This window comes from Fulvivirga kasyanovii, assembly GCF_009711405.1.
Lineage (GTDB): Bacteria > Bacteroidota > Bacteroidia > Cytophagales > Cyclobacteriaceae > Fulvivirga > Fulvivirga kasyanovii.
Map to the genome: position 1 here is coordinate 1 of NZ_SMLW01000613.1, position 25,729 is coordinate 25,729.

Below are 25,729 nucleotides of genomic sequence, written 5' to 3' on the forward strand. Positions count from 1 at the left end.
AGCATAAACCCATTATGAAATATCAGCATCTTTATGCCTTCTTTTTATATGGCTTCGCCTCACTATCCTGGGTGTTCAGGAAAGATTATGTGAAATTTTTCCAAAAACAGATAGGCCATACTGCAAATACTAATCACCCAAAGATTGAATATTTTAACCTGTTTTTCTTTAAGGCTGTTTATTATACTTTGTTCATTGTTTTCCCTCTGGTTTTTATGGATATCACCTGGTGGCAATTCCTCATAGGTTTTGTTGCCATGCACCTGGCCGAAGGTTTTGTGTTAGGGCTGGTATTCCAGTTAGCCCATGTGGTAGAAGGTACGGAATTTCCCGAGCCTGATCCGGAAGGCAGAGTGGATGAATCCTGGGCTGTTCACCAGATGCAAACAACAGCAAACTTCTCTACAAAAAGCCCTGTTGCCACATTTCTGTGTGGGGGATTAAATTTTCAGGTTGAGCACCACCTGTTTGCCAATATCTGTCATATTCATTACCCGGAAATATCTAAAATTGTAGCACGGACAGCGAAGAAATATGGCGTCCCATATCATGTAAACCCGACTTTTCTTGGAGCTTTAGCCTCTCACTATAAAACCCTCAAGAGGTTTGGAAGGAAGGAATTGGCGCTGGAGCCAGTGAGAGTAAGGGCCTAAGGTTAACTTTTTATAGTGACTAGTCCTAAAGTGGGTATTAAACCTGTTTTAGGACTAGTCATTTTTTTATTGTTTCAATTGAATTCCCAACTCATCAAGCTGCTCTTTGCTGATTACACTTGGTGAATCTATCATCACATCACGGCCTGCATTGTTTTTAGGGAAGGCTATAAAGTCCCTGATAGAGTCTGACCCTCCGAAGAGCGAGCACAGCCTGTCGAAGCCATAAGCAATACCGCCATGTGGAGGTGCGCCATATTCGAAGGCATCCATCAGGAAGCCAAACTGGGCTTTTGCTTCCTCGTCGCTAAAGCCAAGCTGTTTGAACATACGCTGTTGTATCTCCTTGTCATGGATCCTGATCGATCCTCCGCCAACTTCCACGCCATTGATGACCATGTCGTAAGCATTGGCTTTAACCACGCCCGGATCGCTTTCCAGTTTATTCAGGTCTTCCGGTACCGGTGACGTGAACGGGTGGTGCATAGCATGGTAGCGTTTTGTGTCCTCATCCCACTCCAGCAGAGGGAAATTCAGTACCCAAAGCACTTTGTATTCGTTTTTATTACGTAAACCAAGTTCATTGCCCATATGCAGTCGCAGCTCATTGAGTGCTTTTCTGGTATGGTCTTTATCACCACTCAGTACCAGCATCAGGTCGCCGGGCTTGGCATCCATTTTATTGGCCCACTCCTGCAGATCATCCTGTCCATAGAATTTATCTACCGAAGATTTGAAGCTGCCATCGGCGTTGCATTTGACATATACCAGGCCTTTGGCGCCTATTTGAGGCCTTTTAACGTAGTCAGTCAGCGCGTCAAGCTGCTTTCTGGTGTATTCGGAGCAACCTTTAGCGCATATACCCACAACCAGTTCGGCGCTGTCAAATACGTTGAAGCCCTTGTTTTGTGCAAGGTCATTAAGCTCAACGAACTGCATGTCGAAACGTGTGTCAGGTTTGTCAGAACCATAAAGTCTCATGGCATCGTCATAGCTCATGCGGTCTATCTCGCCGATCTCTATGCCCTTTACGCTTTTAAATAAGTGTCTTACGAGTCCTTCGAAAGTGCTTAAAATATCCTCCCTTTCCACAAATGACATCTCGCAGTCTATTTGGGTGAACTCCGGCTGACGGTCAGCCCGCAGGTCTTCATCCCTGAAACACTTCACGATCTGGAAATAGCGATCAAAGCCGGATACCATCAAAAGCTGCTTAAAAGTCTGTGGCGACTGAGGCAGGGCATAAAATTCTCCCTGGTTCATTCTTGAAGGGACAACGAAGTCTCGTGCACCTTCCGGAGTTGATTTTATCAATACCGGAGTTTCTACCTCCGTAAAATTCTGTCCGTCCAGGTAAGCCCTGGTTTCCTGCATCATGCGGTGGCGCAGGAGCATGTTGTTTCGAACCACGCTTCTTCTCAGGTCAAGGTAGCGGTATTTCATGCGCAGGTCTTCGCCCCCGTCGGTGTCATCTTCGATGGTAAATGGAGGTACCTTGGATTTATTGAGTATCTCCAGGTTTGAAATCCTTACCTCTATGTCTCCGGTGGTGATCCTGTCATTCTTCGAAAGACGCTCCACTACGGTTCCGGTAGCTTTTATTACGAATTCACGTCCTAATGAAGCAGCAATTTTAAAAACATCGTCAGCAGTTTTTCCTTCTTCAAAGATAAGCTGGGTAATGCCATATTTGTCTCTGAGGTCGACCCAAAGTACACTGCCTTTGTCTCTTACGCGTTGTACCCATCCGCATAATACTACTTCATTATTAACATCGTTTATTCTTAATTCGCCGCAGGTATGTGTTCGAAGCATGCTAATTTATTTTAATTTTGAGGCGCAAAGTTAATGGTATTAATTTTGAGTGAAAACGATACGGTATAAATTTCAATAACAGATATGTCAAAACTGATGATATTTTTGTCCTTTATCCTTTGGACAGCTCCGGTGCAGGATAAAATGGTTAAAACCAAGGTAACCGAGAATATAACCATGTCCCTGCCTGAGGATTTTTACGCAATGTCTCCCGAAGATATTGCACAGCGTTACCCTTCAGTACGCAGCCCTATAGGAGCTTACACTAACAGTGCCAGGCTGGTTGACCTAAGTATCAATATTTCTGCCACCCGCTGGAGAGAGCAGGATGTTGAGATGGCCAAAGACTTTTTTAAAGCCAGCCTTTTTAACCTGTATGATAAAGTAGACCTAATTCAGGAGGACGTTAAAACCATTAATAAAAAGCAGTACATCGTTTTTGAGTTTGAATCCAGGATCAACGGCGATCAGTTCTCGCTGGATAAGAAGAACCCTGTCAGAACCTACACTTATATTCAATACCTGATTATCAATGGTAAAACCATTGTTTTTAGCTTCAACTGCCCGATAAAACTGAAAGAGAAATGGCAGCCTGTAGCCCCGAAAATTATGAACAGCATCAAAGTTAAAGGAGGAATTTGATGGGGCTTTCAATCCATAGTGATGAGCATTTTATGAAAGAGGCCCTCAAACAGGCTATGATGGCCAAAGAGGAGGGGGAAATCCCGGTGGGTGCTGTTGTGGTGGCTGATAACCGGATCATTGCCAGGGCATATAATCAGACAGAGAGACTCAATGACCCTACGGCACATGCAGAAATGCTGGCTTTGACGGCTGCCGGAAATTACCTCGGAACAAAATACCTTTCCGATTGTTCCCTATACGTTACGCTTGAGCCCTGCGGTATGTGTGCCGGGGCACTGTATTGGGCGCAGTTGGGTAAACTGATCTATGCTGCTGCCGATGAAAAGAGAGGTTATACCGTAATCAATCCGGCCATGATCCACCCGAAAACAAAAGTTATCAGGGGGCCATATGCTGAGGAGGCAGGCCTGCTGGTGACTGATTTCTTTAAAGGTTTAAGAGGGTGATAGATAAATCGAATGTAATGATAAACAGAAGTTAACCGATTCGATTTTGTAGTTACCCCATGGTGTGTATCTTTGGTCATAAGACTTAGTAAAAAGAAATGTTTAACTAAAAAACCAATAAAATTATGGCTTTCGAATTACCTGATTTACCCTATGCACATGATGCATTAGAACCACATATCGATGCCCGTACCATGGAAATCCACCATGGGAAACACCATGCTGCCTATACAAGCAAATTAAATGACGCTATAAAAGGTACTGAAATGGAAGGTAAATCCATTGAAGATATATTGGCTAATCACTCAGACAACGGAGCGGTTAGAAATAATGGTGGTGGTTATTACAATCACAACCTTTTCTGGACTGTGATGTCTCCAAATGGTGGAGGTAAGCCTTCAGGAGAATTAGCAGAGGCAATTGATGCCGCTTACGGTTCTTTTGATAAATTTAAAGAGGAGTTTTCAAACGCTGCCGCTACCAGATTTGGTTCAGGATGGGCATGGCTATGCGTGCACAAAGGTGGTAAAGTGGAAGTTTGCTCATCGCCTAATCAGGACAACCCCCTGATGCCATCTGTAGGATGTGGCGGAACACCTGTCTTAGGGCTTGATGTTTGGGAGCATGCTTACTACCTGAACTACCAAAACAAGAGACCTGATTACATAGCTGCATTCTGGAATGTAGTGAATTGGGACGAAGTAGCAAAAAGATACGCTAACGCGAAATAAGTTTCTTTAAGTGAAACGCCAAAAAGGAGCCGCTTCAATTTGAGACGGCTCCTTTTTTATGCATTAACTTGAAATCTAAAAAAAACTATTTGTTGCTTTATTTTGAGCGCCCGCCTTATGGGGTTCATAAAGCAGGCTTTGACCTTTGATTATAGTTATTCCAATTGTGATGCCAAATATATAATTGTCTGATTTTCAGTATTTTGGAGTATTTCGCTTGCCTTCTGTGTAACGAAACCGTACACTATGCGTACGTTCCTGCACTCCGGCCTGAGTGTTAAATGCATGTCACAGGCGGTTTTAACTTTGGTAAAGCCATATAATATTATATTTTTGCACAAATTTTAATCCACGATTCATGAGCGTTCTAGTAAATAAAGATTCAAAAGTAATAGTTCAGGGTTTTACAGGTTCTGAAGGTACTTTTCATGCCGGGCAAATGATAGAGTACGGCACAAATGTAGTTGGTGGAGTTACTCCTGGAAAAGGAGGTCAGACCCATCTTGACAAACCGGTATTCAACACCGTAAGAGAGGCTGTTGAAAAAGCAGGTGCTGATGTTTCTATCATATTCGTGCCACCGGCTTTTGCGGCTGATGCTATTATGGAAGCTGCTGATGCAGGTATTAAAGTTATTATTGCCATTACTGAAGGTATTCCTACCAAGGATATGATGATGGCAAAAGAATACATTAAGGATAAAGACGTGGTACTTGTTGGTCCTAACTGTCCGGGTGTTATTACTCCGGGAGAGGCTAAGGTAGGTATCATGCCAGGTTTTGTATTCAAATCAGGTAAAATTGGTGTAGTATCAAAATCAGGTACATTGACTTACGAAGCTGCTGACCAGGTGGTGAAAGCTGGTTTGGGTATCTCTACAGCTATCGGTATTGGTGGTGACCCTATCATCGGTACATCTACTAAGCAGGCTGTTGAAATGCTTATGAACGACCCTGATACTGATGCCATCGTAATGATCGGTGAAATTGGTGGTAACTACGAAGCGGAAGCTGCCAGATGGATTAAAGAGCAAGGTAACCCTAAGCCTGTAGTAGGTTTCATAGCAGGACAAACTGCTCCTAAAGGTAAGAGAATGGGCCACGCCGGTGCGATTATCGGTGGAGCTGACGATACTGCTGCTGCCAAAATGAAGATCATGAGAGAGTGCGGTATCCACGTGGTAGAATCTCCTGCAAACATCGGAGAGACCATGCTAAAAGCACTGAACAAATAAGTAACATTATTATAGATCATATAAAAAGCCGGCAATGTCCGGCTTTTTTGGTTTTAGGGCTTGAAGGTTACCCCCGTGCCTGTCCCCTGACAGCACTTTTTAATCATGTGCTTGTTCCCTGATAGGCACTTTCTTACGATTTCAAATGTCTGTTGTAGTTATAGAACGGGCAGCAGATGATCTGTCAGGGGACAGCTCATGGGCGAGTGAGGAGAGAGGTTAGGTTATATGACAATAGAAAGCCGGAAAATTTCCGGCTTTCTTGCTTTTTTGAGCTTCTGAATTTGCCTGTTACATCACCAACAGATCTTCCTTTAGCAGGCCTTTAAGGTCTTCATACTTTACAAATACCTCTGAGGGGCCTTTGGAGTATGGGGCTATTTCATAGCTGTTGTAATAAAATTTGATGCCTTTTGGAAGCAGGGCGAAGTTCTTATCATTGTAATACTTCCCGTTTTCAAATTGATAGCCTTCATCACTCAAATCCTGTCCTGGCTTGAGGTCATATTTTTGTCTGAACTTTTGCTCAACAACTTCATTGACCCTGGCTTCGTAGCCGGGAACGAACAGTGATTCAAAGGCAATTCTGTCACCGGTTTCAGCATCAAAATTAAGATACTGCAAATAGTAGCTGCCATGGGCTCCGCCGGTGTACATATCAGCAGCCAGCTCTATAGATATGATCAGGCTATCATTTCTTAACACTTTGCCATCCAGGTAGGCATACCAGCCAAACGCTTCCCCAAATGCTTCTTTTATCTCTTTGTAGTCACTGATAAACCTGTCAGCAAAAAGCTCCAGGCTCTTATTCTCGATTGTGTCAGGAAACACCAGGTCTATGACCGCTTCCTGTATTTTATTGTTGATCTGGCCGGTCAGTTCCGGGTGTTGCTCTGATTTAAATATGGGATAGTTGAGGTCAATCCGGGTGCAATGTGCTGAGGTGTCGGTTTTACAGTCACCATATTTTTTTATGAATGAAGTGAATTCATAGTATAAAGCCGATGTATCATCCTCTGCTACAGAATCCTGAGCTTCGGTGGCAGATGTTTGTTGCTCGTTTTTGATTTCGCAGTTGGTTAGAAAGACAGCCAATACTAATAGCGGGATCAAATAAGTGGTTTTCATAAATTGGAAGTTGTATTTACTGGTTTTTACTATGTAGACTGGGGCTGGGTTATTGAGCTTAGCTCATTTTTGTTGGAAGATATAAAATAAAAAAGTAAGCCCGAAGACTTACTTTGTAAAACCGTGGAATATTCTTTTACCTTACAAAAGTTCATTGGCAAGGTTAGCCAGTTCTGACCTTTCACCCTTTTCAAGAGTTATATGTGCGTAAAGATCATGGTTTTTAACCCTGTCGATCAGGTAAGACAGCCCGTTGCTTTGTGAGTCCAGGTATGGAGTATCTATCTGATAGATGTCTCCGGTAAAGATGATCTTGGTGTTTTCACCTGCCCTGGTTATGATCGTTTTCACCTCGTGAGGGGTAAGGTTCTGGGCTTCATCCACAATAAAGCAGATATTGGACAAACTCCTGCCCCTGATGTACGCCAATGGGGTGATGACCAGCTTTTCATGGTTCACCATCTCAGTCAGCTTGGAGTACTCCTTGTCCGATTCGTGATATTGGTTTTGAATGAACTTAAGATTGTCCCAAAGCGGCTCCATGTAGGGGTTCAGCTTTGATTTGATGTCACCTGGTAAATAGCCGATGTCTTTATTGCTCAATGGCACAATAGGACGGGCAAGGTATATCTGCTTAAAATCCCGCTTTTGCTCCAGTGCAGCGGCCAGGGCTATCAACGTTTTACCTGTTCCTGCCACACCCTGCATAGTTACCAGTTTGATGTTAGGGTTCAGTATGGCGTGGATAGCAAAGGTCTGCTCTGCATTGCGCGGCTTTATGCCATAAGCAGATCTTTTTTCGACATGCTCAATGCGGTCGAGTATCGGGTTATAATAGGAGAGGATCGATTTCTTTCCACTCTTTAAAATGTAGTAGCCATTCTTGTGTACTTTTCGCGAACCCAAGATTTCGCTGGCTTCACAATTTCCTTTCTCATAAAGCTCATTGATGCTTTCCGGGTTGATGCGGTCATAGACCATCTTGCCCGTGTACAGGGAGTTTACATTTTTTACCTTTCCTGTATTGTAATCCTCTGCAGGTAGCCCCAGCGATTTGGCCTTTAGCCTTAGGTTGATATCCTTCGATACCAGTATTACCTTTTTATCTTTTGTCTCCTGCTGAAGCTGGAGGGCAGAGTTCAATATTCTATGGTCTGCTTTGGCTTCGTCAAAGACCTCATTGGCGTCCACTTCACTTTTGGCATGCATCAATACCTTGAAGTTCCCTTTACCCTTGCCATTGAGTGGGTTCCAGTTTTGGAGCATCTGCCCCTGAGCCAGATTGTCAATGAGCCTGATGAACTCGCGTGCTTCAAAGTTTTTGGTGTCGTTCCCCTTTTTAAACTGATCGAGCTCTTCCAGAACGGTGATGGGGATACCCACGTCATGTTCTGCAAAGTTCATGATTGAATTATGTTCGAAAATGATTACCGAGGTATCCAGGACAAAAATTTTCTTTTCATTTTTCTGCGCTTTAGCCATACTCCGAAGAAATTTAGATAACCATACTAATTAAAAATAGCCAACTTCTGTAAACAGATGGGAAGATTGCTTTAAAAGTTTTTAGCTTCTTATAAAGGTATATTTTATCTCATTTTTTCCAATCATTTTGGTATGAATCTTATATTGCTTTTAAGCTATATAGGTCATCCTTATCGCTGGGTTCGACAGATAAGACGTTGGCCAGTACCAGCAAAACCAGTGTTCTTGATGCCCTGTAAGTGTTGAGGTGGGCAAGCTTCTTAAATTGGTTGAGGGTTATATTCTTATTTTTGTCCAGGTAGTCTATGAGTATTCTCTCTTTTTCGCCGTAGTTAAATTTTACGCCTTTGTTTTTGCTGCTTCTTTTTAAAATCTCCCGCACTTCCTTGCTGGCTTTGATGCTTTTGTCCTCAATTCTTACGAAGGCCTGTCCCCACCGGGTCTCAAAATCTGTAATCACATAGTAGGGCTTTCTTTTTCCCTGCGGCACATGGTATAGCACCACAGCCCGATTTTCAGAGATAGGGACTATCTCCTGCCTCACTTTCAAAGCCGGTTTGCAATATTTTTTGATGGCCTGATCGAGCACATAGGCGTCGTCTTCGGGAAATTTTAATCCCGGTATGCTGCCATCGTCATTTACACCTACAAGCAGGTAGCCCCCTCTTGTATTGGCAAAGGCTACCAGCTCCTTCACTATTTTATCGGGGTGTGCTGCTTTTCTCTTAAATTCGACAGTTTCTGATTCGCCACCGGCTGCCAGCCGCTTTATATCATTAAACTCCATTCATATTAATATTGATCATCGGGAGATGAATCATCATCGTCATCCGGTCCCGACATAGTAAACATACCACTGAGCAGATCTTTGAACTGTAGTCCACGTGTGAGCTGATGTTTGCTGAGCATGCTGTATTCAGCAAGGCCATGTAGTGCAAACTCCATCAGGAAAAGCCTGGTGCCGTTGTCAGCATCCTTGTGGTATGTGTCTACCAGTTTTTTCAGACCTGGTACTTCGCTTAACGCTTTTTCATATTCTTCATTGCTGAAATCGTTTAAGAGATCCAGCGTATGTTCATCTCCAAACCAGTCGGTGATCAGTTTGTAAGGGTTTTCTTCTTTTTGTTTTCTTATTTTCTCCGGGTTAGGAAAGAAGTGGACAAACTGACTTCTGATAGCCTTGCCTACAAGGTTATGGGCCACTATTCCGGGGCCTTCCTGCTCACCTTCATACACCAGCTCAACTTTCCCTGTTATTGAAGGAATCACTCCGTAAAAATCGGAAACCCTTACACTGGTTGTGCCTCCATTGTACAATGCTCGCCTCTCTGCCGCGCTCATTAGATTTTCGTAGGCGGATATGGTAAGCCTTGCAGATACACCGCTTTTGGCATCTACATATTCGCTGTTTCTGGCTTCAAAAGCAATTTGCTCGATGAGGTCTTTGGCCATATCATTCACATACACCGCATCTTTCTGCTCAGGCTTTATCCTGGCCTCCTGTTCGGTGATCTTCCTCGATACTTTCAGGTCTTTAGGATAGTGGGTGATGATCTGGCTGTCAATCCGGTCTTTAAGCGGTGTTACAATGCTTCCTCGGTTAGTGTAGTCTTCAGGGTTAGCGGTAAATACAAACTGAATATCAAGCGGCATACGTACCTTAAAACCTCTGATCTGGATATCACCCTCCTGCAGGATATTGAAAAGGGCTACCTGGATCCGCGCCTGCAAATCGGGAAGCTCGTTGATCACAAAGATCCCTCTGTGCGACCTGGGGATCAGCCCGAAATGGATGACCCGTTCATCCGAATAAGGTAGCTTTAATGTCGCCGCTTTGATGGGATCAACATCCCCGATCAGGTCAGCTATGGATACATCCGGGGTAGCCAGCTTTTCGGAGTACCTTTCGTCCCGGTGCAGCCAGCCAATGGGTGTATCATCCCCTTTTTCTGCGACAATGTCCCTGCCAAACCGTGAAATGGGGTGGAAGGGGTCATCGTTAAGCTCTGAGCCTTCAATTACCGGGATGTACTCGTCCAGCAGATTGATCATCATTCTGGCCATTCTGGTTTTGGCCTGGCCCCTGAGGCCAAGCAGGTTGATGTCGTGCATGGAAAGTATGGCGCGTTCCATATCGGGAATAACGGTTTCTTCGTAACCCCAGATCCCGGAGAATACTTTTTCCTTGGCTTTTATTTTTTTTATGAGATTATCCCGCAGTTCCTGTTTTACAGAGCGGCTTTGGTACCCGGCGCTTTTTAATGCTCCAAGTGTTTTAATTTCATTGGGTTGCGTCATTTTATCAGTCGGCTATAACGTGTTAAAATTTCTTTCTTCTGTTCCTTCGGTAGTCTTCAAAAACGAGGTCGCCAAGCCCTTTCAGGCTGCTGTAGTATGCATTGCCATGATTGACCTGGGTGAACTCTCTTACAAATTGTTTTAAATAAGGATCTGAGGCGATCATAAAGGTGGTGACCGGGATTTTTAACTTATGGCACTGTTTCGCCAGGTTCAGCGTTTTGTTGATGATCTTGGGATCAAGTCCGAAGCTGTTTTTATAATACTTTATTCCCTGCTTAAGGCAGGTGGGTTTCCCGTCGGTGATCATAAAGATCTGCTTATTGGAGTTTTTTCGTCTTCTGAGCAAGTCCATGGAAAGCTCCAGTCCTGCTACTGTGTTGGTGTGGTATGGGCCTACCTGGAGGTACGGCAGGTCTTTGATCTCAATCTGCCAGGCATCGTTGCCAAACACGATGATATCAAGGGTGTCTTTAGGGTACTTTTTGGTGATCAGTTCTGCCAGAGCCATGGCTACTTTTTTGGCCGGTGTTATGCGGTCTTCCCCATAGAGGATCATCGAATGCGAAATGTCGATCATTAAAACCGTCGAGGTCTGGGTTTTATATTCATTTTCAACCACCTCAAGGTCATGCTCAGTCATCATAAAGTTATCGAGGCCATGATTGATCTGGGCATTGCGCAGAGAGTCTGTCATTGACAGTTGCTCCAGGGTATCTCCAAACTGATACTCCCTTTTATCCGTGGTGGGTTCGTCTCCCAGCCCTCCAAAGTTGGTGCGGTGGTCTCCTTTGCCGGATTTTTTTAGCTTCCCGAAAATTTCTTCAAGGGCACTGCTTCGTATCTTTTGCTCACTTTTTGCAGTAATTTCAAAGCTTCCATCCGGCGTTTGGTCACTGATATAACCTTTGTCTTTCAGGTCTTCGATAAAGTCCCCCATGCCATAGTTGTCACTGGTCAGGTTATATTGGTTGTTAAGGTTATTAAGCCAGGCCAGTGCTTCGGAAACGTCACCCGCAGTGATGACGATCAACTGTAGAAAAACATTCAACAGCTTGTCGAAATCTGACCCTTCCTGTTCCGGATTGGGAATATATTGTGTAAATCGATGTCCTAACATGAGTTATGGGAAAATAATTAATTATCCTCAGGATTAAAACCAATATGGTATCCGTTCTGTTTCAATACTTGTTTTTTATTTAAAAAGCTGCTTTTACTTATAACGAAGAAAATTAGCTTTGGATTCTTTAGCACAGTTTTTGTAAAATTATTTTATACTTGCGAAAGAACGATTTAACGGATAAAAGGAATTTTTTATGAAAAGATGTTTATTACTTATTGTGGTGTCTGGTTTGTTATCTTCAGCGTGCTCTACTTTTACGTGCCCTACTTACACTAAGGCCCCGGAAAAAGAAAAGAAGACGGAAATGTCAGAGGAGAGGATATAGTTTTCCCGGGAGCTCGGTCCTGATGTTTATTTAATTAATTGAATACTATAGATAAGAGACAAAAGAGCTTGAATTTCCAATAGGTTTTATGCCGTTAATTTTAAGGCATAAAAAAGCGGCTTCAATGATATGTTGAAGCCGCTTTTTTATCTGAAATCTTTTTACTTTCCTTTCAATGGCATGGTGCGGAAGATATAATCCCATAGTGGGGAAGATACTCCGAATGCTCGTTCCGGATCTTTATAATGGTGTATACCATGGTGTACCCACAGGGTTTTAAATATGTTTTTTGGAGGCTGGTATGCATGAACGATATAGTGTACGAATAAGTATCCGGCATAACCGATCAAAAAGCCTGGCAGAAACCCAAAAACGAAATCACCCATGATCAGCCTGAAGATAAACAGTAGCAATGTAGCGATAGTAATACTTACCAACGGAGGCATAGCCAGTCTGTCCTTGTCCCTTGGGTAATCGTGGTGAACACCGTGAAAGTTATACTGTATTTTTTCCCTTAGCTTGGTATAGGTAGCCATATGGAATAAATAGCGGTGCATAAGGTATTCAACCAATGTGAATGCCAGCAGTCCTATTAAAAACAGTACTATGGTAGTACTTACTGCAAGGTCTGTATTAACAACACTCCAGTATAGCAGTCCTCCCGAGTATAATATAAATAAGGTTATTGGTATAGATATATGTGTTCGGGATAACCTTTCTATGATTGGATTTTTAAATAAAGTAGTCGTTCCCTTATTACTTGGTTTATTGGTAGTTGCTGGTTGAGCCATCTTTTTTTAAGATCTAAATTTGAGTCAAAATTAAATTATAGAAATCTTTTTTAATAGAGTTTGTGACGTAATTTATAACAGTGTAATAATATCATATGGTCTGAGGTTCTTTCTGCGCTTCAAGTATGTCACGATAAAAATCTTCATACATAGGCATAATATTGGTTATGTCAAACTCCTTGGCCCTTTCAAGAGCATTATGTTTAAAAGTAGGCAAATTGCTGTCTTTTAAAATGTATAAAGCGTTTTTTGTCATATCATCTACATCACCTACTTTACTTAGAAACCCTGTTTTCCCGTTTATGTTTAATTCGGGCAAACCGCCTGCATTAGTGGAGATTACGGGTACTTCACAAGCCATAGCTTCCAGGGCTGCAAGTCCGAAACTTTCTTTCTCCGAAGGCATAATGAACAGGTCTGCTACTGATAGCACCTCTTCCACGGCTTCGAGCTTGCCCAGGAACCTGATATCATCGCAGGTGCCCAGTTCACGGCACAGTGCCTCTATGTTGCTTCGTTCGGGGCCATCGCCCACCAGCAGTAGTTTTGCCGGTATTTGCTGTCTCATTTTATTGAAAATCCTGACCACATCGTCCACCCTTTTTACTTTTCGGAAGTTGGAAGTATGCACCACCAGCTTTTCGTCGTTAGGGCAAATGGCCCTTTTAAAATGTTCTTTCTTTTGTTTCTTAAAGCGTTCGAGGTCTATGAAGTTAGGTATGACAACGATGTCTTTAAGTATCTTGAAGTGTAGGTAAGTGTCTTTTTTCAGGTCTTCGGAAACGGCCGTTACACCGTCAGATGCGTTGATACTGAATGTGACTACCGGTGCATACGACGGGTCTTTGCCAACCAGGGTAATGTCCGTGCCGTGCAGGGTAGTTACTATGGGTATATTTATGCCTTCCGTTTTTAATATCTGTTTGGCCATGTAGGCAGCCGAAGCGTGCGGTATAGCGTAGTGTACATGAAGTAGGTCAAGCTTTTCGTATTTTACCACATCTACCATTTTGCTGGCCAGTGCCAGTTCGTAAGGGGGGTATTCGAAAAGTGGGTAAGAGCGTATGTCTACTTCGTGATAAAAAAGGTTTTCATTAAAAAAATCAAGTCGTGTAGGCTGAGAATATGTGATAAAGTGGATCTTGTGACCCGCCTTGGCCAAAGCTTTTCCCAGTTCAGTGGCCACCACTCCGCTACCTCCAAAGGTGGGATAGCATACGATTCCTATTTTCATTTTTATCTGGTTTTAATATGAATCAAACCGCTGCTCATAGCTCCAAATTGATTCATAAATAACGTCCTGTATCCTTGTACGGATATTGTTTTTGATTAGTTTGGAATTATTTGCATCAGGGTGAATTCTGTTTGATAAGAAAACATAAATCAGGTCGAATTCAGGGTCTGCCCAAACTGCCGTACCGGTAAATCCGGTGTGTCCAAAAGTTTTTGGAGAGGCAAATTCTGAGGTCGGGCCGTTAGGTTCACCGACTGCTGGTTTGTCCCATCCTATTCCTCTTCTGTTGGTTTCATATTGCTTTTGTGTAAACCTCTCAATTGTCCCCGGCTGGAAGAAACCAACTTCTCCGTACGTACCATCCTGCAGGTGCATCTGCATCATCTTGGCCAGGTCAATGGCATTGCTGAAAAGCCCTGCATGGCCCGCTACTCCACCACATAACGCCGCTCCCTGGTCATGCACCATACCATAAACCAAGGTGTTGCGGAAGTAATCGTCCCGCTCCGTCGGGGCTATCCGTGACAATGGAAAGTTGCACAAAGGCAAATAACCTAAAGTAGTTAACCCCATCGGGTCGTAAAAGTTTTGCTGCAAAAATTCATCGATGGGCTGGTTGATTATTTGCTCAATCATCTGCTTAAGCAAATAGTAGCCCATGTCACTGTATTTATAGTCGTATGGCTTTCTGGCAATTTTGTCTCTCAGCTTGGAGCCTTTTACCCAGGTCCACAGGCTATCCTGCATGGCCTCCGTAGTGAACAGCCCTTCTGATACCTGGTAGTTAAAGCCTGACTCGGGGTACCCTTTGTAAAGGCGGCCGGCCAGGAATGAATCTTCCAGAGTCCTTTTCCAGAAGGGTAGGTAAGGCCACAAACCTGCCTGATGAGTCAGTATGTCCCTGATGATCATGTGCTCTTTATTTGTGCCACGCAGTTCGGGAAGGTATACCGATATCTTCTTGTCCAGGTCTATGAAGCCCCTTTCTTCCAAAAACATTAGAGCCTGCATGGTAGAGAGTACTTTCGTAATAGAGGCGATGTCGTAAATGGTGTAATCGTCCACCGGCTTCATGCTATCGTAGGTGTAGTAGCCATAAGATTTTTCAAACACGATTTTTCCGTTTCTGGCTACAAGGATCTGGCATCCGGGTGTAGCCTGATCCTGAATGGCTTCATGTGCAATGTCATCTATTTTCTTGAGTACCCGGCTGTCCATAGCTGCACCTTCCGGGATGGAGAAAGTAAGCCTGTTCAAAGAGCGGGTAGCCACCCCTTGCCCGAATTTTATATTTTTTGAAATGTTCACCGGTATGCGCCCATTTGTAGATATCCCACCAAAAATGGCCGATGGAATCAGTTTTTGGGCATACTCGCTGTTGTCGTATGCGCATATGAGGTGGTCATAACCATCCAGGGCTTTCAGGCTGTAAGGGCTGTCGAAAAGGCAAAATACCAGGTCGGTTTCATTGTTAAGCTTATCAAAAAGCTGTAGCATTTCCTGTGTTATTCCGTTAATGCCCTGGGTTTTATCCAGGTCGGAAAGGGCTACTACTACCACATCGTAGTTTTTAAGCTGCTTGTAGAGGATGTCATTGTCTTTGCTCCCTTTACTGTAATGGCTGAAAAAGGCATATTTATCCAGGTATTTGGTGAATTCCCCGGAAGGACCAATGCTTAGAGAGGCAAAGGTTTTGTTGTCGAGGGTACTGATGGGCAGGAGGGCATCAGGGTTATTTAATACCGTTATTGATTTTTCTACCAGTTTATGCCTGAGGAGCTCTGTGTCAGGCCTGTTTAGTTTCAGGTTGATGTTTTCAGTGTTCAGGCTGTCCCATTGGTTGAGTCCGGCTTTGTATTTTGCCCGCAATACCCGCTTTACACTTTCCTCAAATTGTGATTTGTTGATTTTCTTTTTTAAAAGGTTCTTTTTGATCAACCCGGTGGCTTCAGGAACATTTTCTGAAAACAGAAGGATGTCATTGCCTGCCTGTAGAGCCAGAAGTTCAGCTTCGCCGTTATTATAATGGTCGGTAATGGCCCTCATATTAAGTGCATCGGTAATGATAAGGCCCTCATATTTCAGTTCCTTTCTCAGTATGTCGTTGATCACTTTGGGCGATAAAGTGGCAGGAGTGTTCTTCTTGCTGTCCAGCGCAGGAACCTGAACGTGTGCAGTCATAATAGCAGAGGTGCCTGCGTAGATGAGTTTTTTGAAAGGGTACAGCTCTAGAGTATCCAGTCTTTTTTTGTCATGGTTGATCTTCGGAAGGGTCAGGTGCGAGTCCTGATGAGTGTCTCCGTGGCCGGGAAAGTGTTTGGCGCAGGATAAAACGCCGTTTTCCTGGAGGCCTTTCATGTAGGCTATGGCTTTGCTGGTCACCTGCTTTTTGTTGCTTCCAAATGATCGTACGCCGATAACCGGATTGTCAGGATTAGTGTTGATGTCAGCAACCGGGGCGAAGTTTATATGCACTCCGAGTATTTTCATTTCCCGTGCTATCTCAGCCCCCATGGCATAAACCAGACTGTCATTTTCTACAGCGCCTAGTGCCATTTGTCGGGGAAAACTGATGGTGCTGTCCAGGCGCATGCCCGCACCCCACTCCATATCCATCCCGATCAGCAAAGGTACCCTGGAGGTCGACTGGAACCTGTTGGTGAGTTCTATTTGCCGCGAAGGGCTGCCTTGCATAAATATGAGCCCTCCCACATGGTTTTTTTCAATTTGCCGCTCTATAATCTGGAAGTGCTTTTCATTGCCTCCGGAGTATACCGGTACCATGAACAATTGTCCGATCCTCTGTTCAATGGTCAAGGCATTAAACACACTATCCACCCACTTTTCCTGCTCCTGGTTTTGTGAAAATGAGTATGTTAAAGTTGAAAAAATGAATAAAGTGGCGCTAAAAACTTTTTTGATCATGCAGCCGTTTCCTTTATGATACCAACGAATAAAAAATTAATTTTGTGCCCTACTAAGATAAAAAAATAAACCACAAACGTGTGCCCATTCTGTAATATCGGGTTATGGTTTAAAACAAAATATCGATATGAAAATTCCCTCGCTTTTTAAGACACCCAGAAATCAAAGATTCAATATAGCCCCAAGGTACTATGATCCGGTCAAAGAAGAAATTGAGCAGAGAACCTCAAGGATCAAGAAAGAATTGTCTCTGGAAGAGAGGGATGATGTTATAGACGAAAATTTCTATAGCTCAAGAATTGTGGGTTCTTTCAGGCATAGCAGGAGCAAGGTGAAAAGCACGGCTGGTTTAACACAAGGCATAATTATCATGCTGCTTGTGGGTGGAGGAGCAGGCTATTTGTATTTCGGAAATATAGCATTATATATCTTTCTTCTGGTTTCTTCCGTATTATTGTACCTTAAAGTAAAACACATCATATAAGCCAAAGCCGTACATGCCAGATATTATCCGTTTACTTCCTGATTCCTTAGCAAACCAAATCGCAGCGGGTGAGGTAGTACAACGTCCGGCATCTGCCATTAAGGAGCTTCTGGAGAATTCGATAGATGCGGGCGCCACTGACATTAAAGTCATTATAAAAGAAGCAGGAAAAACACTCATGCAGGTCATGGACAACGGAAAAGGTATGTCTGAGACTGATGCACGAATGAGCCTGGAGCGCCATGCCACTTCCAAAATAAGCAAGACAGAGGACCTTTTTTCCATCAGGACCATGGGCTTCAGGGGAGAGGCGCTGGCTTCAATGGCTGCCGTCTCGCAGTTGGAGATCAAGACCCGCCAGCCTGATGCAGAACTGGGTACTTTGCTGTACGTTGAAGCCTCGGAGGTAAAGAAGCAGGAACCGGTAGCGTGTGAGCAGGGGACTTCTATTTGTATAAAGAACCTTTTCTACAATGTACCGGCACGCAGGAATTTCCTGAAGTCCAACGGCGTGGAAATGAAACACATCACTGATGAGTTTCAAAGGGTAGCCCTGGCCAATCCTGAGGTCGCCTTTTCTCTTTATCAGAATGACCTGGAGACCTACAATTTGCCTGCGGGCAAGCTGAGCCAGCGGATTGTGAACCTGTTTGGGAAAAATTACAAAGAGCAGCTTGCTTCGTGCCATGAAGAAGCGGGCGAAATATCCATCCACGGATATATAGGTAAACCTGAGTTTGCCAAAAAGACCCGGGGAGAGCAATTCTTCTTTGTTAATAAACGATTTGTAAGGAGCAATTACCTCAACCATGCTGTAATGAACGCCTTTGAAGGGTTGCTGGCGGAGGGTAGTTTTCCTTTTTATGTGCTATTTATAGAGATTGATCCTATACACGTTGATGTTAACGTGCACCCGACCAAGACAGAGATAAAGTTTGATGATGAACGTACCGTGTATGCCATAGTAAGGGCGGCGGCAAAACAGGCTCTGGCTACCCATAACATAACACCTGCGCTTGATTTTTCGGCTGACATCAATCTGGGTTCCAAGATGAACTTTAGCCGCGAAACGATAAAAGATAAGAATTACAGCCAGTTTAGAAGCACCGGCAACAGCAATCTTCAGAAATCAAATCAGGAGCATTGGGAAAAGCTGTTTCACGAACATCCCGGCAAAGGAAGCATGAACAGAGACATCGAGCGTGAAGAGCCCGCAGATGCTGGCAGTATGACATTGACCTTTGAAAGTAACCTTAATACCAAAAGCGAAAGTGAGGTTATGGCGGCGGAGCATAAGAAATCGATCTTCCAACTGCATCAAAAATATATTATCACTCAGGTGAAGTCGGGGATGATGATCGTAGACCAGCAGGCAGCACATGAGCGGATATTATTTGAAAAATATATGGGCTGCTTGAAGAGCAGTAAAGGCGCTTCGCAGCAAACTTTATTCCCCCAGACACTTTCCTTAAACCCTGGCGACCACTCACTCGTAATGGAAATGGAAGAGGAACTGAGAGCTTTAGGCTTTCTGGTCGAACCTTTTGGCAAAAATGATATTATTATAAAGGGAATGCCTGCCGAGATAGGGGCGGCCAATGAAAAGGAAATATTTGAAGGGCTCATAGAGCAGTTTAAAAGAAACAAATCAGAACTGTCCATTCCGCGAAAGGAAAATCTTGCAAGGGCTTTGGCTAAGCGTACGGCCTTAAAACACGGAACGAGACTGAGCGAAGACGAGATGTCAGGTTTGATTGACCAACTGTTTGCGTGTGACAGCCCTAACTATGCCCCCAATGGCCAGGTGACCTTTTATATATTGGAATTGAATAAAATAGACAACTTTTTTAATAAGTAACTATGCTAAGATTAACTCCGGTGGTTAAAAATCTTCTGATCATCAATATTGTGGTGTTTATACTGCAATATGTTTTGCAGGGTATGGATTTTACCGGCCTGATATCGCTATGGATCATTGAGTCTGACAACTTTAAACCATATCAATATTTCACCTACATGTTTGCTCATGGTGGGTTTGGTCATATATTGTTCAATATGCTTGGACTGGTTTTTCTCGGTCCGTTGTTGGAGCAGTTTTGGGGGCCGAAAAAGTTTTTGATCTTTTATATGGTTACAGGCATTGGAGCCGGTGTACTTTACAGCGGTATCGAATACTGGAGAACCAGCCAGTTGGAAAGTGATGTCACTGCCTACGTTATTGAGCCTACACCGGATCACTTCTCAAGATTTGCAGATGAGCATGGTCAATACTTCAATAGCAAGGTTTATGACTTTGCGAATGACTTTTCGAAGAATCCGGAAGACCCGTACTACATTAATCAAAGTAAAGAAATTGTTAAGGGAACTTATCAAAGCCTGCTCAATGGAAGCAGCATGTTAGGAGCATCGGGAGCTGTCTATGGCATATTAATGGCCTTCGGACTGCTTTTTCCAAATACACAGCTTATGCTGCTCATACCTCCGATCCCCATCAAAGCAAAATATTTAGTATTGATTTTAGGAGGTATAGCATTATATTCGGGTTTAAACAGAGAGAGCGGTGATAATGTAGCGCATTTTGCTCACCTGGGCGGTATGATATTCGCCTTTATTATGATCAAAATATGGCAGCAAAACCGCGATAAATTTTATTAGTAGTTATGAATGGTGGTGGATTTTTAAGCGATTTTAAGAACGCCTTTAGCAGGCCTAACAGTGCTCACACTCAACTGATTATCATTAATGTGGTGGTGTTTCTGTTTTTGGCTGTACTTAATGTATTTTCGTCAATACTGGATTTTCAATACGTCTTTGCGTTTGTATACAAGCAGTTTAGTATACCCCCGCTCTTTTCAGACTTTATAACCAGGCCCTGGACCATTATTACATATTCCTTCTCTCACAGCCTGAGTGGCATATTCCATATTTTATTCAATATGCTGGTGTTTTACTGGTTTGCCAAATTGGTCATTGAGTACCTGGGTAGTGATAAGGTAATTAGTCTTTACGTTTTAGGAGCGCTGGCCGGCGGTATTTCATACTTGCTGGTATATAATCTGGTGCCGTTTTATGCGAACCAGGCACATATGCTTAGTGGAATGGTGGGAGCCTCTGCTGCCGTATATGCTGTAGTGGTTGCTGCGGCAACTTTAATACCCAACTATACATTCTTTTTATTGTTTCTCGGCCCTGTGAGAATAAAATATATTGCTGCATTCTACATCGTATTATCATTTCTGGGTTCAGTTGGTAGCAATGCAGGAGGGAATATTGCTCACTTGGGCGGCGCACTGATGGGGTTTATCTTTATCAAGCAGCTCCAGAAAGGAAATGATTGGGGTGCCTGGATACTGAGCGTCATCAGATTTTTCAAAAGTTTTTTTGTACGACAACCCAATATAAAAGTCAGCTACAAAAAAGGCTCATCTTCCAAATCAAAGCCAAGCTCTTCGTCATCACGCCAGTCGTCATCCAAGACCTCACAGGATGAGATAGATGAAATACTTGACAAGATATCTGAACGAGGATATGAAAGCCTGACCAAAGAGGAAAAACAGAAGCTTTTTAACGCAAGCAAGAAGTAGTTTTTGGAATCCTGTTCGTCAGCCAAATAATCAGGAGATTAGATTGCCTTTGCTATTCCTCGAAAGTATTCAGGGATTCAATCAATCACTGTTCACTGTTTACCCGATTACCGCTTACCAAATACGTCCCAGGTTGCCTACTGCTTTTGCTGATTGCTGACTAATTCAAAGCTACTGCTTTTGCTGATTGCCAACTAACTTAACTCTTATTAGCCAACTGCCCACAGGCTGCATCGATGTCCTTACCGCGGCTTCTTCTGACTTTAGCTACGATGCCTGCGGCTTCCAGCTTGCTTACGTACAGGTTAAGTGCATCTTCCGAGGCTTGTTGAAATTCGCCATCGTCAATAGGGTTATACTCGATCAGGTTAACTTTTGAAGGAATGATCTTACAGAACTTTACCAATGCATCCACATCCTTTTCCTTGTCGTTGATGCCCCTCCATACCACATACTCATAAGTCACCTTGCTTTTGGTTTTGTAGTACCAGTATTTAAGTGCATCACCCAGCTCTTCCAGCGGGCTTTTTTCGTTGATCGGCATTACCGCCGAGCGCGTATCGTTGATTGCAGAGTGGAGTGAAACAGCCAGATTAAATTTCACCTCATCATCCGCCAGTTTTTTGATCATTTTAGGTATACCTACAGTGGATAAAGTTATCCTTTTGGGAGACATCCCTAATCCATCCGGCTTGGTGATCTTTTCTATAGATTCGAGCACATTGGCATAGTTCAAAAGCGGCTCACCCATGCCCATGAATACAATATTGGTTAGTGGCCTGTTGAAAAACTGCTCGCTTTGGTCTTTGATAGCTACCACCTGATCGTATATTTCATCAGCATTCAGGTTGCGCATGCGTTTCAGCCTTGCCGTGGCGCAGAAGTTACAGTCGAGGCTACAGCCTACCTGAGATGAAATACAAGCGGTGATCCGTTTTTCAGTCGGGATCAGTACCGACTCTACGATCATGCCATCGTAAAGCTTTACGGCGTTTTTTATGGTACCATCACCACTGCGCTGCATCTGGTCAACAGCAATGTGGTTAATGGTAAATTCTGATTTTAATTTCTCTCTGGTGGACAGTGATATATTCGTCATCTGGTCAAAATCTTTGGCAGACTTTTTCCATAGCCACTCGTATACCTGTTTGGCCCTGAAAGCTTTGTCTCCGATTTGTACGAAGTACTCCGTTAGCTGTTCCAGGCTAAGTTGCCGAATATCTCTTTTCTCCGCTTGCTCTATCATAAATGCAAAGATAAGTAAAATGTGGCTGACAAAACTTTAAGCCTGCAGGGCATCTGACAGCGCCTGCGGAATAGTGGCTATTTTCCTTTCCTTGTAATCCATACAAACTATTCCTGTTTTCCCAATGGCCACTTCTTTACCGGTTTGTTTATTTTTAATACTGTAATACATGTCGAAGCCATATTTGTTGAAGTCGTCAGTAGCGACTTCAATGATTAGGTTGTCTCCGAAAAATGACTCTGACTTATAAACGATAGCCACATCGCTTACGATTATCCCAATTTGGTTCCCCAAGGTAAGCTCATCTTTATAACCCAGTGATCGCAAAAAGCGGAACCTGGCTTCATGCATCAGGGTCAGGATGCTGTCATTGCCCACATGGCCACCATAGTTTAAGTCATTTACCCTGATGGAAAGTTCCGTTGTGAATAGCACCTTATCCGGGAAATTAAGTTTAATCCTTGCCATACGCAGTTGTTTTGATGTGCTGCGAAGATAGACCGGGAACAACACTCCACAAAAGTGTTGATTTGATTTTATAAAAATAGTCCGAAAGCGTCTGGTATGGCCAATTATGGTCTCAGGAATAGTCCTTGCAGTGATTAGGGTGAGTAGAGGAAATCGTAAACTTATAAATTTTAAATATTATTGTTATGAGACATATTAACATAATGGCTACCGTACTGGCAATGATCATGTTGCCATTATTTGTTGGAGCCCAGGAGCCTCATATAGAGGTTACACCCAGTCCGCTGGAAGTACATGGTGATAGTGTAAAATTTACCGCAACCATCACCATGCCTAAGGATAAGGTGTTTAAGAATGAAGGTACTTTTATCATCAGGCCAGAATTGGGCGGCACGCAGTTTAAACCTATTAAACTTTCAAAAGCTAATCTTGGCACGGACCCTAACAAGAACGGGTTTACAGTGACTGTAAATGGAAGCGCCTATTTTGTGGAAGATATGATAGGTAATGACCTAGAGATCGAAAGCGAGTATGCTTACAAGCAAGGTAAAAAAGAGGAAGAATTCAGCGATGTGGATGAACTGGGAAAATGCTGCATAACTACCGGAACGTTGTTTTCAACTAATGGGCAGTATGAATATATGAAGTTTGACTACACACCTGCCAGTTCTACACCACGTAAAGTTGTAGCACAGATTAATTTCCCCATTGATGTTGCCAAATTCCCTGTGGATCAATCCGGAGAGCAGGTAAATGTAATTGGTGAATATCTTAAAGCCAACCCTGATGCTCAGATCACTATCAGAGGTTTTGCATCACCTGAAGGGCCTGTCGATAATAACAGGAGACTTGCAGAAGAGCGGTCTGAAGTTGCTAAAGAATGGTTAGTAAATGCTTTAAAGAGCGAGGGTTATGGACAATATATAAACCCACAATCTATTGAGGTTGAGTCCACCACGGAAGACTGGAAAGGTCTGATACAACTGGTAAGACAATCCGATGTGGATCAGAAGAAAAAAACAGAGATACTTAACATAGTTTCCACCACACAATCTTTACAAGATGCCGAAGACAAACTCTATAAGGTTGTAGGGAACTATGATGATGTAGAGAAATTTATGCGTCCGCTCAGAAGAGCAACCATAGTGGTAGCTTCGGAAAATGCTACAAGACAAGGTTACAGTGTAGCACAGATCGACTCCATCACCAACAAAGTAAATAAAGGAGAAATACCGCACTCTTCATTAAAAGATATATTTAATCAGGAAGAGTATTTACAGGCTTATGTGCAAAACGATGCGGAGCAGGGCAAACTAACACTTCTGACCAGTTACATGACAGTTTATCCTTCCGATACGCGTGTATATAGTGACCTCGGAGCCCTAACAGCGGTTGATTTGCATAAAATTGACATTATAGGCGGTGATGATGCACTGGCCGGTGTTGGCTTTGACAGGGACAAAGTAGATGTGGATACTGAATTTGATATGGACGAAGACAAATTCAAGTTTAAATATAAATTCAAAAAAGAGGATACTGCGGACCCTGAAAAAGTTAAGGTTAAAGTTAAAATGAAGGATCTCGAAGAAAAGCTAAATCAAACGGAAAGTATCCTGACCAGAGCTTATGAAGCTGAGCCAACTAATTTTGTTACACAAAATAACCTCGGTGCATTTTACCTGACTACCGGTGAATATCATAAAGCCAAAGAATACCTCACGCAGTCTGCCAAAATACAGGAGAGTGAAGGTGCTAATTATAACCTTGGCGTGTACCATGCCCGAATGGGTAACTACGAAAAGGCCGCTGAGTATCTGAACAAAGTGAAGAATGTCGAAGGCGTAGAGTATAACAGAGGTCTGGCTAGATTGATGACCGGAGATAATGAAGGTGCCCTGAAAGACTTTCAGGAGTATGCACAGGCTAATACTGAGTATGCCATTGCCCATTATCTGACAGCAGTAGCTGCTGCGAGAACAAACAGTGAGCAGACCATGTACAAAGAACTTGAGCATGCCATAAACAGGGACAGAAGGTTGGCTGACGTAGCCGAAGAAGACCTTGAGTTCAGAATGTATTGGGACAATGACGAGTTCGAGGATGCCGCTGATGACGACTTCACACAGTTGGCAGAAGACGAGTCAGACGATGACCAGTAAATAAAGTAATAATAGTATTTAGTCTGATCAGTAAATATCAGACTGATTAAGTCACACCGGGCGTTGAGAGTGTTTGGAACCAAGTTGAAGCATGCGTCCGGGTGGCTTATTTTTTTGCTTTGCAAAAAGTAGCTTTTCAATTTTATTGTCCGGGAGCTTTTCATGTTTGCCAGCTTTTGAGTTAATTTATCGGCTCAATGGATGTGGTTTTTATAATAATCGGAGCAATACTCATGCTGATGGGGATCATTGGCTCAATATTGCCGGTGCTACCCGGGCCACCTTTAAGCCTGGTAGGCCTGCTTTTCCTTCAATTTCAACAAGAACCACCCTTTACAACTAACTTCCTGCTATTCTGGACGGCCATCACCATTGGAGTGGTGCTGATCGACTACTTCATACCTGCCTATGGTACCAAACGTTTCGGAGGAAGTAAATACGGCGTTTGGGGAACATTCATAGGTTTAATTGTAGGGCTGTTTTTTGCACCGTTTGGCATAATACTGGGGCCTCTCCTGGGAGCACTTATCGGTGAGCTAATCGCAGGTAAAAATTCTAAACAAGCATTTAAGGCAGCCGTAGGCTCGTTTGTAGGCTTTCTGTTAGGAACACTCCTGAAACTTTGCGCCTGTCTGGTGATGACCTATTATTTTGTCGATGCACTTTTATAATATCAATTTCCCTCTTCTTATACATGCTGAAAGGAGTTTATCCGGCAGATAACATAATTGTGCCATCCGGAGGTGGCTAAAAATGAAGGGAGACTCTTTGTCTTAGGATTTTACCTCTGTCGGTGCTTCCGAGAAATGAACTCCAGCCCTGAAAAGGGCGCAATCTATCAGCAAAAGGTGTAGCCTTTTGTTAATTAATCAATCAAGTAGGAAGTAAGCCCTGAATGGGCGGAACTTCTTCGGTTTGGCAGTATTACCACTGTCAATGCTTCTGAACAGTTAGCTTT

At 43.3% G+C, this 25,729-nt stretch carries 22 protein-coding genes; 11 read left to right on the forward strand and 11 right to left on the reverse strand.

Going from position 1 to position 25,729, the window contains the following annotated elements:
• A partial coding sequence (locus E1163_RS19405) for a fatty acid desaturase family protein (protein WP_185156145.1) occupies window positions 1-653 on the forward strand: 653 nt, incomplete at its 5' end.
• A 66-nt stretch (window positions 654-719) separates the two neighbouring features.
• Here the strand turns inward: E1163_RS19405 and aspS are convergent.
• Entirely contained in the window at window positions 720-2,468 is a 1,749-nt protein-coding gene (aspS, locus tag E1163_RS19410) for an aspartate--tRNA ligase (protein ID WP_155174121.1), read from the reverse strand.
• Between the two features lie 84 nt (window positions 2,469-2,552).
• Here aspS and E1163_RS19415 point away from each other — a divergent pair, with 84 nt between their 5' ends.
• The 4 genes from E1163_RS19415 (at window position 2,553) to sucD (ending at window position 5,524) form a co-directional block, all read left to right on the forward strand.
• The gene (locus E1163_RS19415) at window positions 2,553-3,110 is read left to right on the forward strand and encodes a hypothetical protein (protein WP_155174122.1); all 558 of its coding nucleotides are present in this window, start codon (window positions 2,553-2,555) and stop codon (window positions 3,108-3,110) included.
• Complete coding sequence (locus E1163_RS19420) at window positions 3,110-3,559, forward strand: nucleoside deaminase (protein WP_155174123.1); 450 nt, start codon at window positions 3,110-3,112, stop codon at window positions 3,557-3,559. The genes E1163_RS19415 and E1163_RS19420 overlap by 1 nt, the downstream gene beginning before the upstream one ends.
• 125 nt (window positions 3,560-3,684) lie before the next feature.
• The gene (locus E1163_RS19425; RefSeq protein ID WP_155174124.1) at window positions 3,685-4,290 is read left to right on the forward strand and encodes a superoxide dismutase; all 606 of its coding nucleotides are present in this window, start codon (window positions 3,685-3,687) and stop codon (window positions 4,288-4,290) included.
• 358 nt (window positions 4,291-4,648) lie between these two features.
• A complete protein-coding gene (gene sucD / locus E1163_RS19430; protein WP_155174125.1) occupies window positions 4,649-5,524 on the forward strand; it encodes a succinate--CoA ligase subunit alpha in 876 nt (291 codons plus the stop codon).
• Between the two features lie 291 nt (window positions 5,525-5,815).
• Here sucD and E1163_RS19435 read toward each other — a convergent pair whose 3' ends face one another.
• The 8 genes from E1163_RS19435 to E1163_RS19470 form a co-directional block, all read right to left on the reverse strand.
• The gene (locus E1163_RS19435; RefSeq protein ID WP_155174126.1) at window positions 5,816-6,652 is read right to left on the reverse strand and encodes a DUF3298 and DUF4163 domain-containing protein; all 837 of its coding nucleotides are present in this window, start codon (window positions 6,650-6,652) and stop codon (window positions 5,816-5,818) included.
• A gap of 141 nt (window positions 6,653-6,793) precedes the next feature.
• A complete protein-coding gene (locus E1163_RS19440) occupies window positions 6,794-8,134 on the reverse strand; it encodes a PhoH family protein (RefSeq protein WP_155174127.1) in 1,341 nt (446 codons plus the stop codon).
• 139 nt (window positions 8,135-8,273) lie between these two features.
• Window positions 8,274-8,921 (reverse strand): AlbA family DNA-binding domain-containing protein, encoded by a 648-nt coding sequence (locus tag E1163_RS19445; protein WP_155174128.1) that lies wholly within the window; start codon window positions 8,919-8,921, stop codon window positions 8,274-8,276.
• Window positions 8,922-8,926: 5 nt separating this feature from the next.
• Window positions 8,927-10,432, reverse strand: a complete 1,506-nt coding sequence (locus tag E1163_RS19450; RefSeq protein WP_155174129.1) for a sigma 54-interacting transcriptional regulator — start codon at window positions 10,430-10,432, stop codon at window positions 8,927-8,929.
• A gap of 22 nt (window positions 10,433-10,454) precedes the next feature.
• Window positions 10,455-11,552, reverse strand: coding sequence for a vWA domain-containing protein (locus E1163_RS19455; RefSeq protein WP_155174130.1), 1,098 nt, complete (start codon window positions 11,550-11,552; stop codon window positions 10,455-10,457).
• A gap of 489 nt (window positions 11,553-12,041) precedes the next feature.
• Complete coding sequence (locus E1163_RS19460) at window positions 12,042-12,671, reverse strand: sterol desaturase family protein (protein ID WP_155174131.1); 630 nt, start codon at window positions 12,669-12,671, stop codon at window positions 12,042-12,044.
• Window positions 12,672-12,762: 91 nt separating this feature from the next.
• A complete protein-coding gene (gene bshA / locus E1163_RS19465) occupies window positions 12,763-13,905 on the reverse strand; it encodes an N-acetyl-alpha-D-glucosaminyl L-malate synthase BshA (RefSeq protein WP_155174132.1) in 1,143 nt (380 codons plus the stop codon).
• 12 nt (window positions 13,906-13,917) lie between these two features.
• On the reverse strand, window positions 13,918-16,830 hold the full coding sequence (locus E1163_RS19470; protein WP_155174133.1) for a serine hydrolase domain-containing protein: 2,913 nt from the start codon (window positions 16,828-16,830) through the stop codon (window positions 13,918-13,920).
• 127 nt (window positions 16,831-16,957) lie between these two features.
• Between E1163_RS19470 and E1163_RS19475 the strand changes: the two genes are divergently transcribed.
• Genes E1163_RS19475 through E1163_RS19490 form a run of 4 tightly spaced genes read left to right on the forward strand, consistent with a single transcriptional unit; the run spans window position 16,958 to window position 20,898 of the window.
• Entirely contained in the window at window positions 16,958-17,314 is a 357-nt protein-coding gene (locus E1163_RS19475; RefSeq protein WP_155174134.1) for a hypothetical protein, read from the forward strand.
• A 13-nt stretch (window positions 17,315-17,327) separates the two neighbouring features.
• The gene (mutL, locus tag E1163_RS19480) at window positions 17,328-19,172 is read left to right on the forward strand and encodes a DNA mismatch repair endonuclease MutL (protein ID WP_155174135.1); all 1,845 of its coding nucleotides are present in this window, start codon (window positions 17,328-17,330) and stop codon (window positions 19,170-19,172) included.
• Between the two features lie 2 nt (window positions 19,173-19,174).
• Window positions 19,175-19,969 carry a rhomboid family intramembrane serine protease gene (locus E1163_RS19485; RefSeq protein WP_155174136.1) on the forward strand — a complete coding sequence of 265 codons (795 nt, stop codon included), beginning with the start codon at window positions 19,175-19,177 and terminating at the stop codon, window positions 19,967-19,969.
• 5 nt (window positions 19,970-19,974) lie between these two features.
• Window positions 19,975-20,898, forward strand: a complete 924-nt coding sequence (locus tag E1163_RS19490) for a rhomboid family intramembrane serine protease (protein WP_155174137.1) — start codon at window positions 19,975-19,977, stop codon at window positions 20,896-20,898.
• A gap of 199 nt (window positions 20,899-21,097) precedes the next feature.
• Here the strand turns inward: E1163_RS19490 and rlmN are convergent, their stop codons facing one another.
• Window positions 21,098-22,144, reverse strand: coding sequence for a dual-specificity RNA methyltransferase RlmN (gene rlmN / locus E1163_RS19495; protein ID WP_155174138.1), 1,047 nt, complete (start codon window positions 22,142-22,144; stop codon window positions 21,098-21,100).
• A 36-nt stretch (window positions 22,145-22,180) separates the two neighbouring features.
• Window positions 22,181-22,612, reverse strand: a complete 432-nt coding sequence (locus E1163_RS19500) for an acyl-CoA thioesterase (RefSeq protein WP_155174139.1) — start codon at window positions 22,610-22,612, stop codon at window positions 22,181-22,183.
• Between the two features lie 185 nt (window positions 22,613-22,797).
• Here E1163_RS19500 and E1163_RS19505 point away from each other — a divergent pair, with 185 nt between their 5' ends.
• A complete protein-coding gene (locus E1163_RS19505; protein WP_155174140.1) occupies window positions 22,798-24,771 on the forward strand; it encodes a tetratricopeptide repeat protein in 1,974 nt (657 codons plus the stop codon).
• Window positions 24,772-24,968: 197 nt separating this feature from the next.
• Entirely contained in the window at window positions 24,969-25,442 is a 474-nt protein-coding gene (locus tag E1163_RS19510; protein ID WP_155174141.1) for a DUF456 domain-containing protein, read from the forward strand.
• Window positions 25,443-25,729 lie beyond the last annotated feature (287 nt).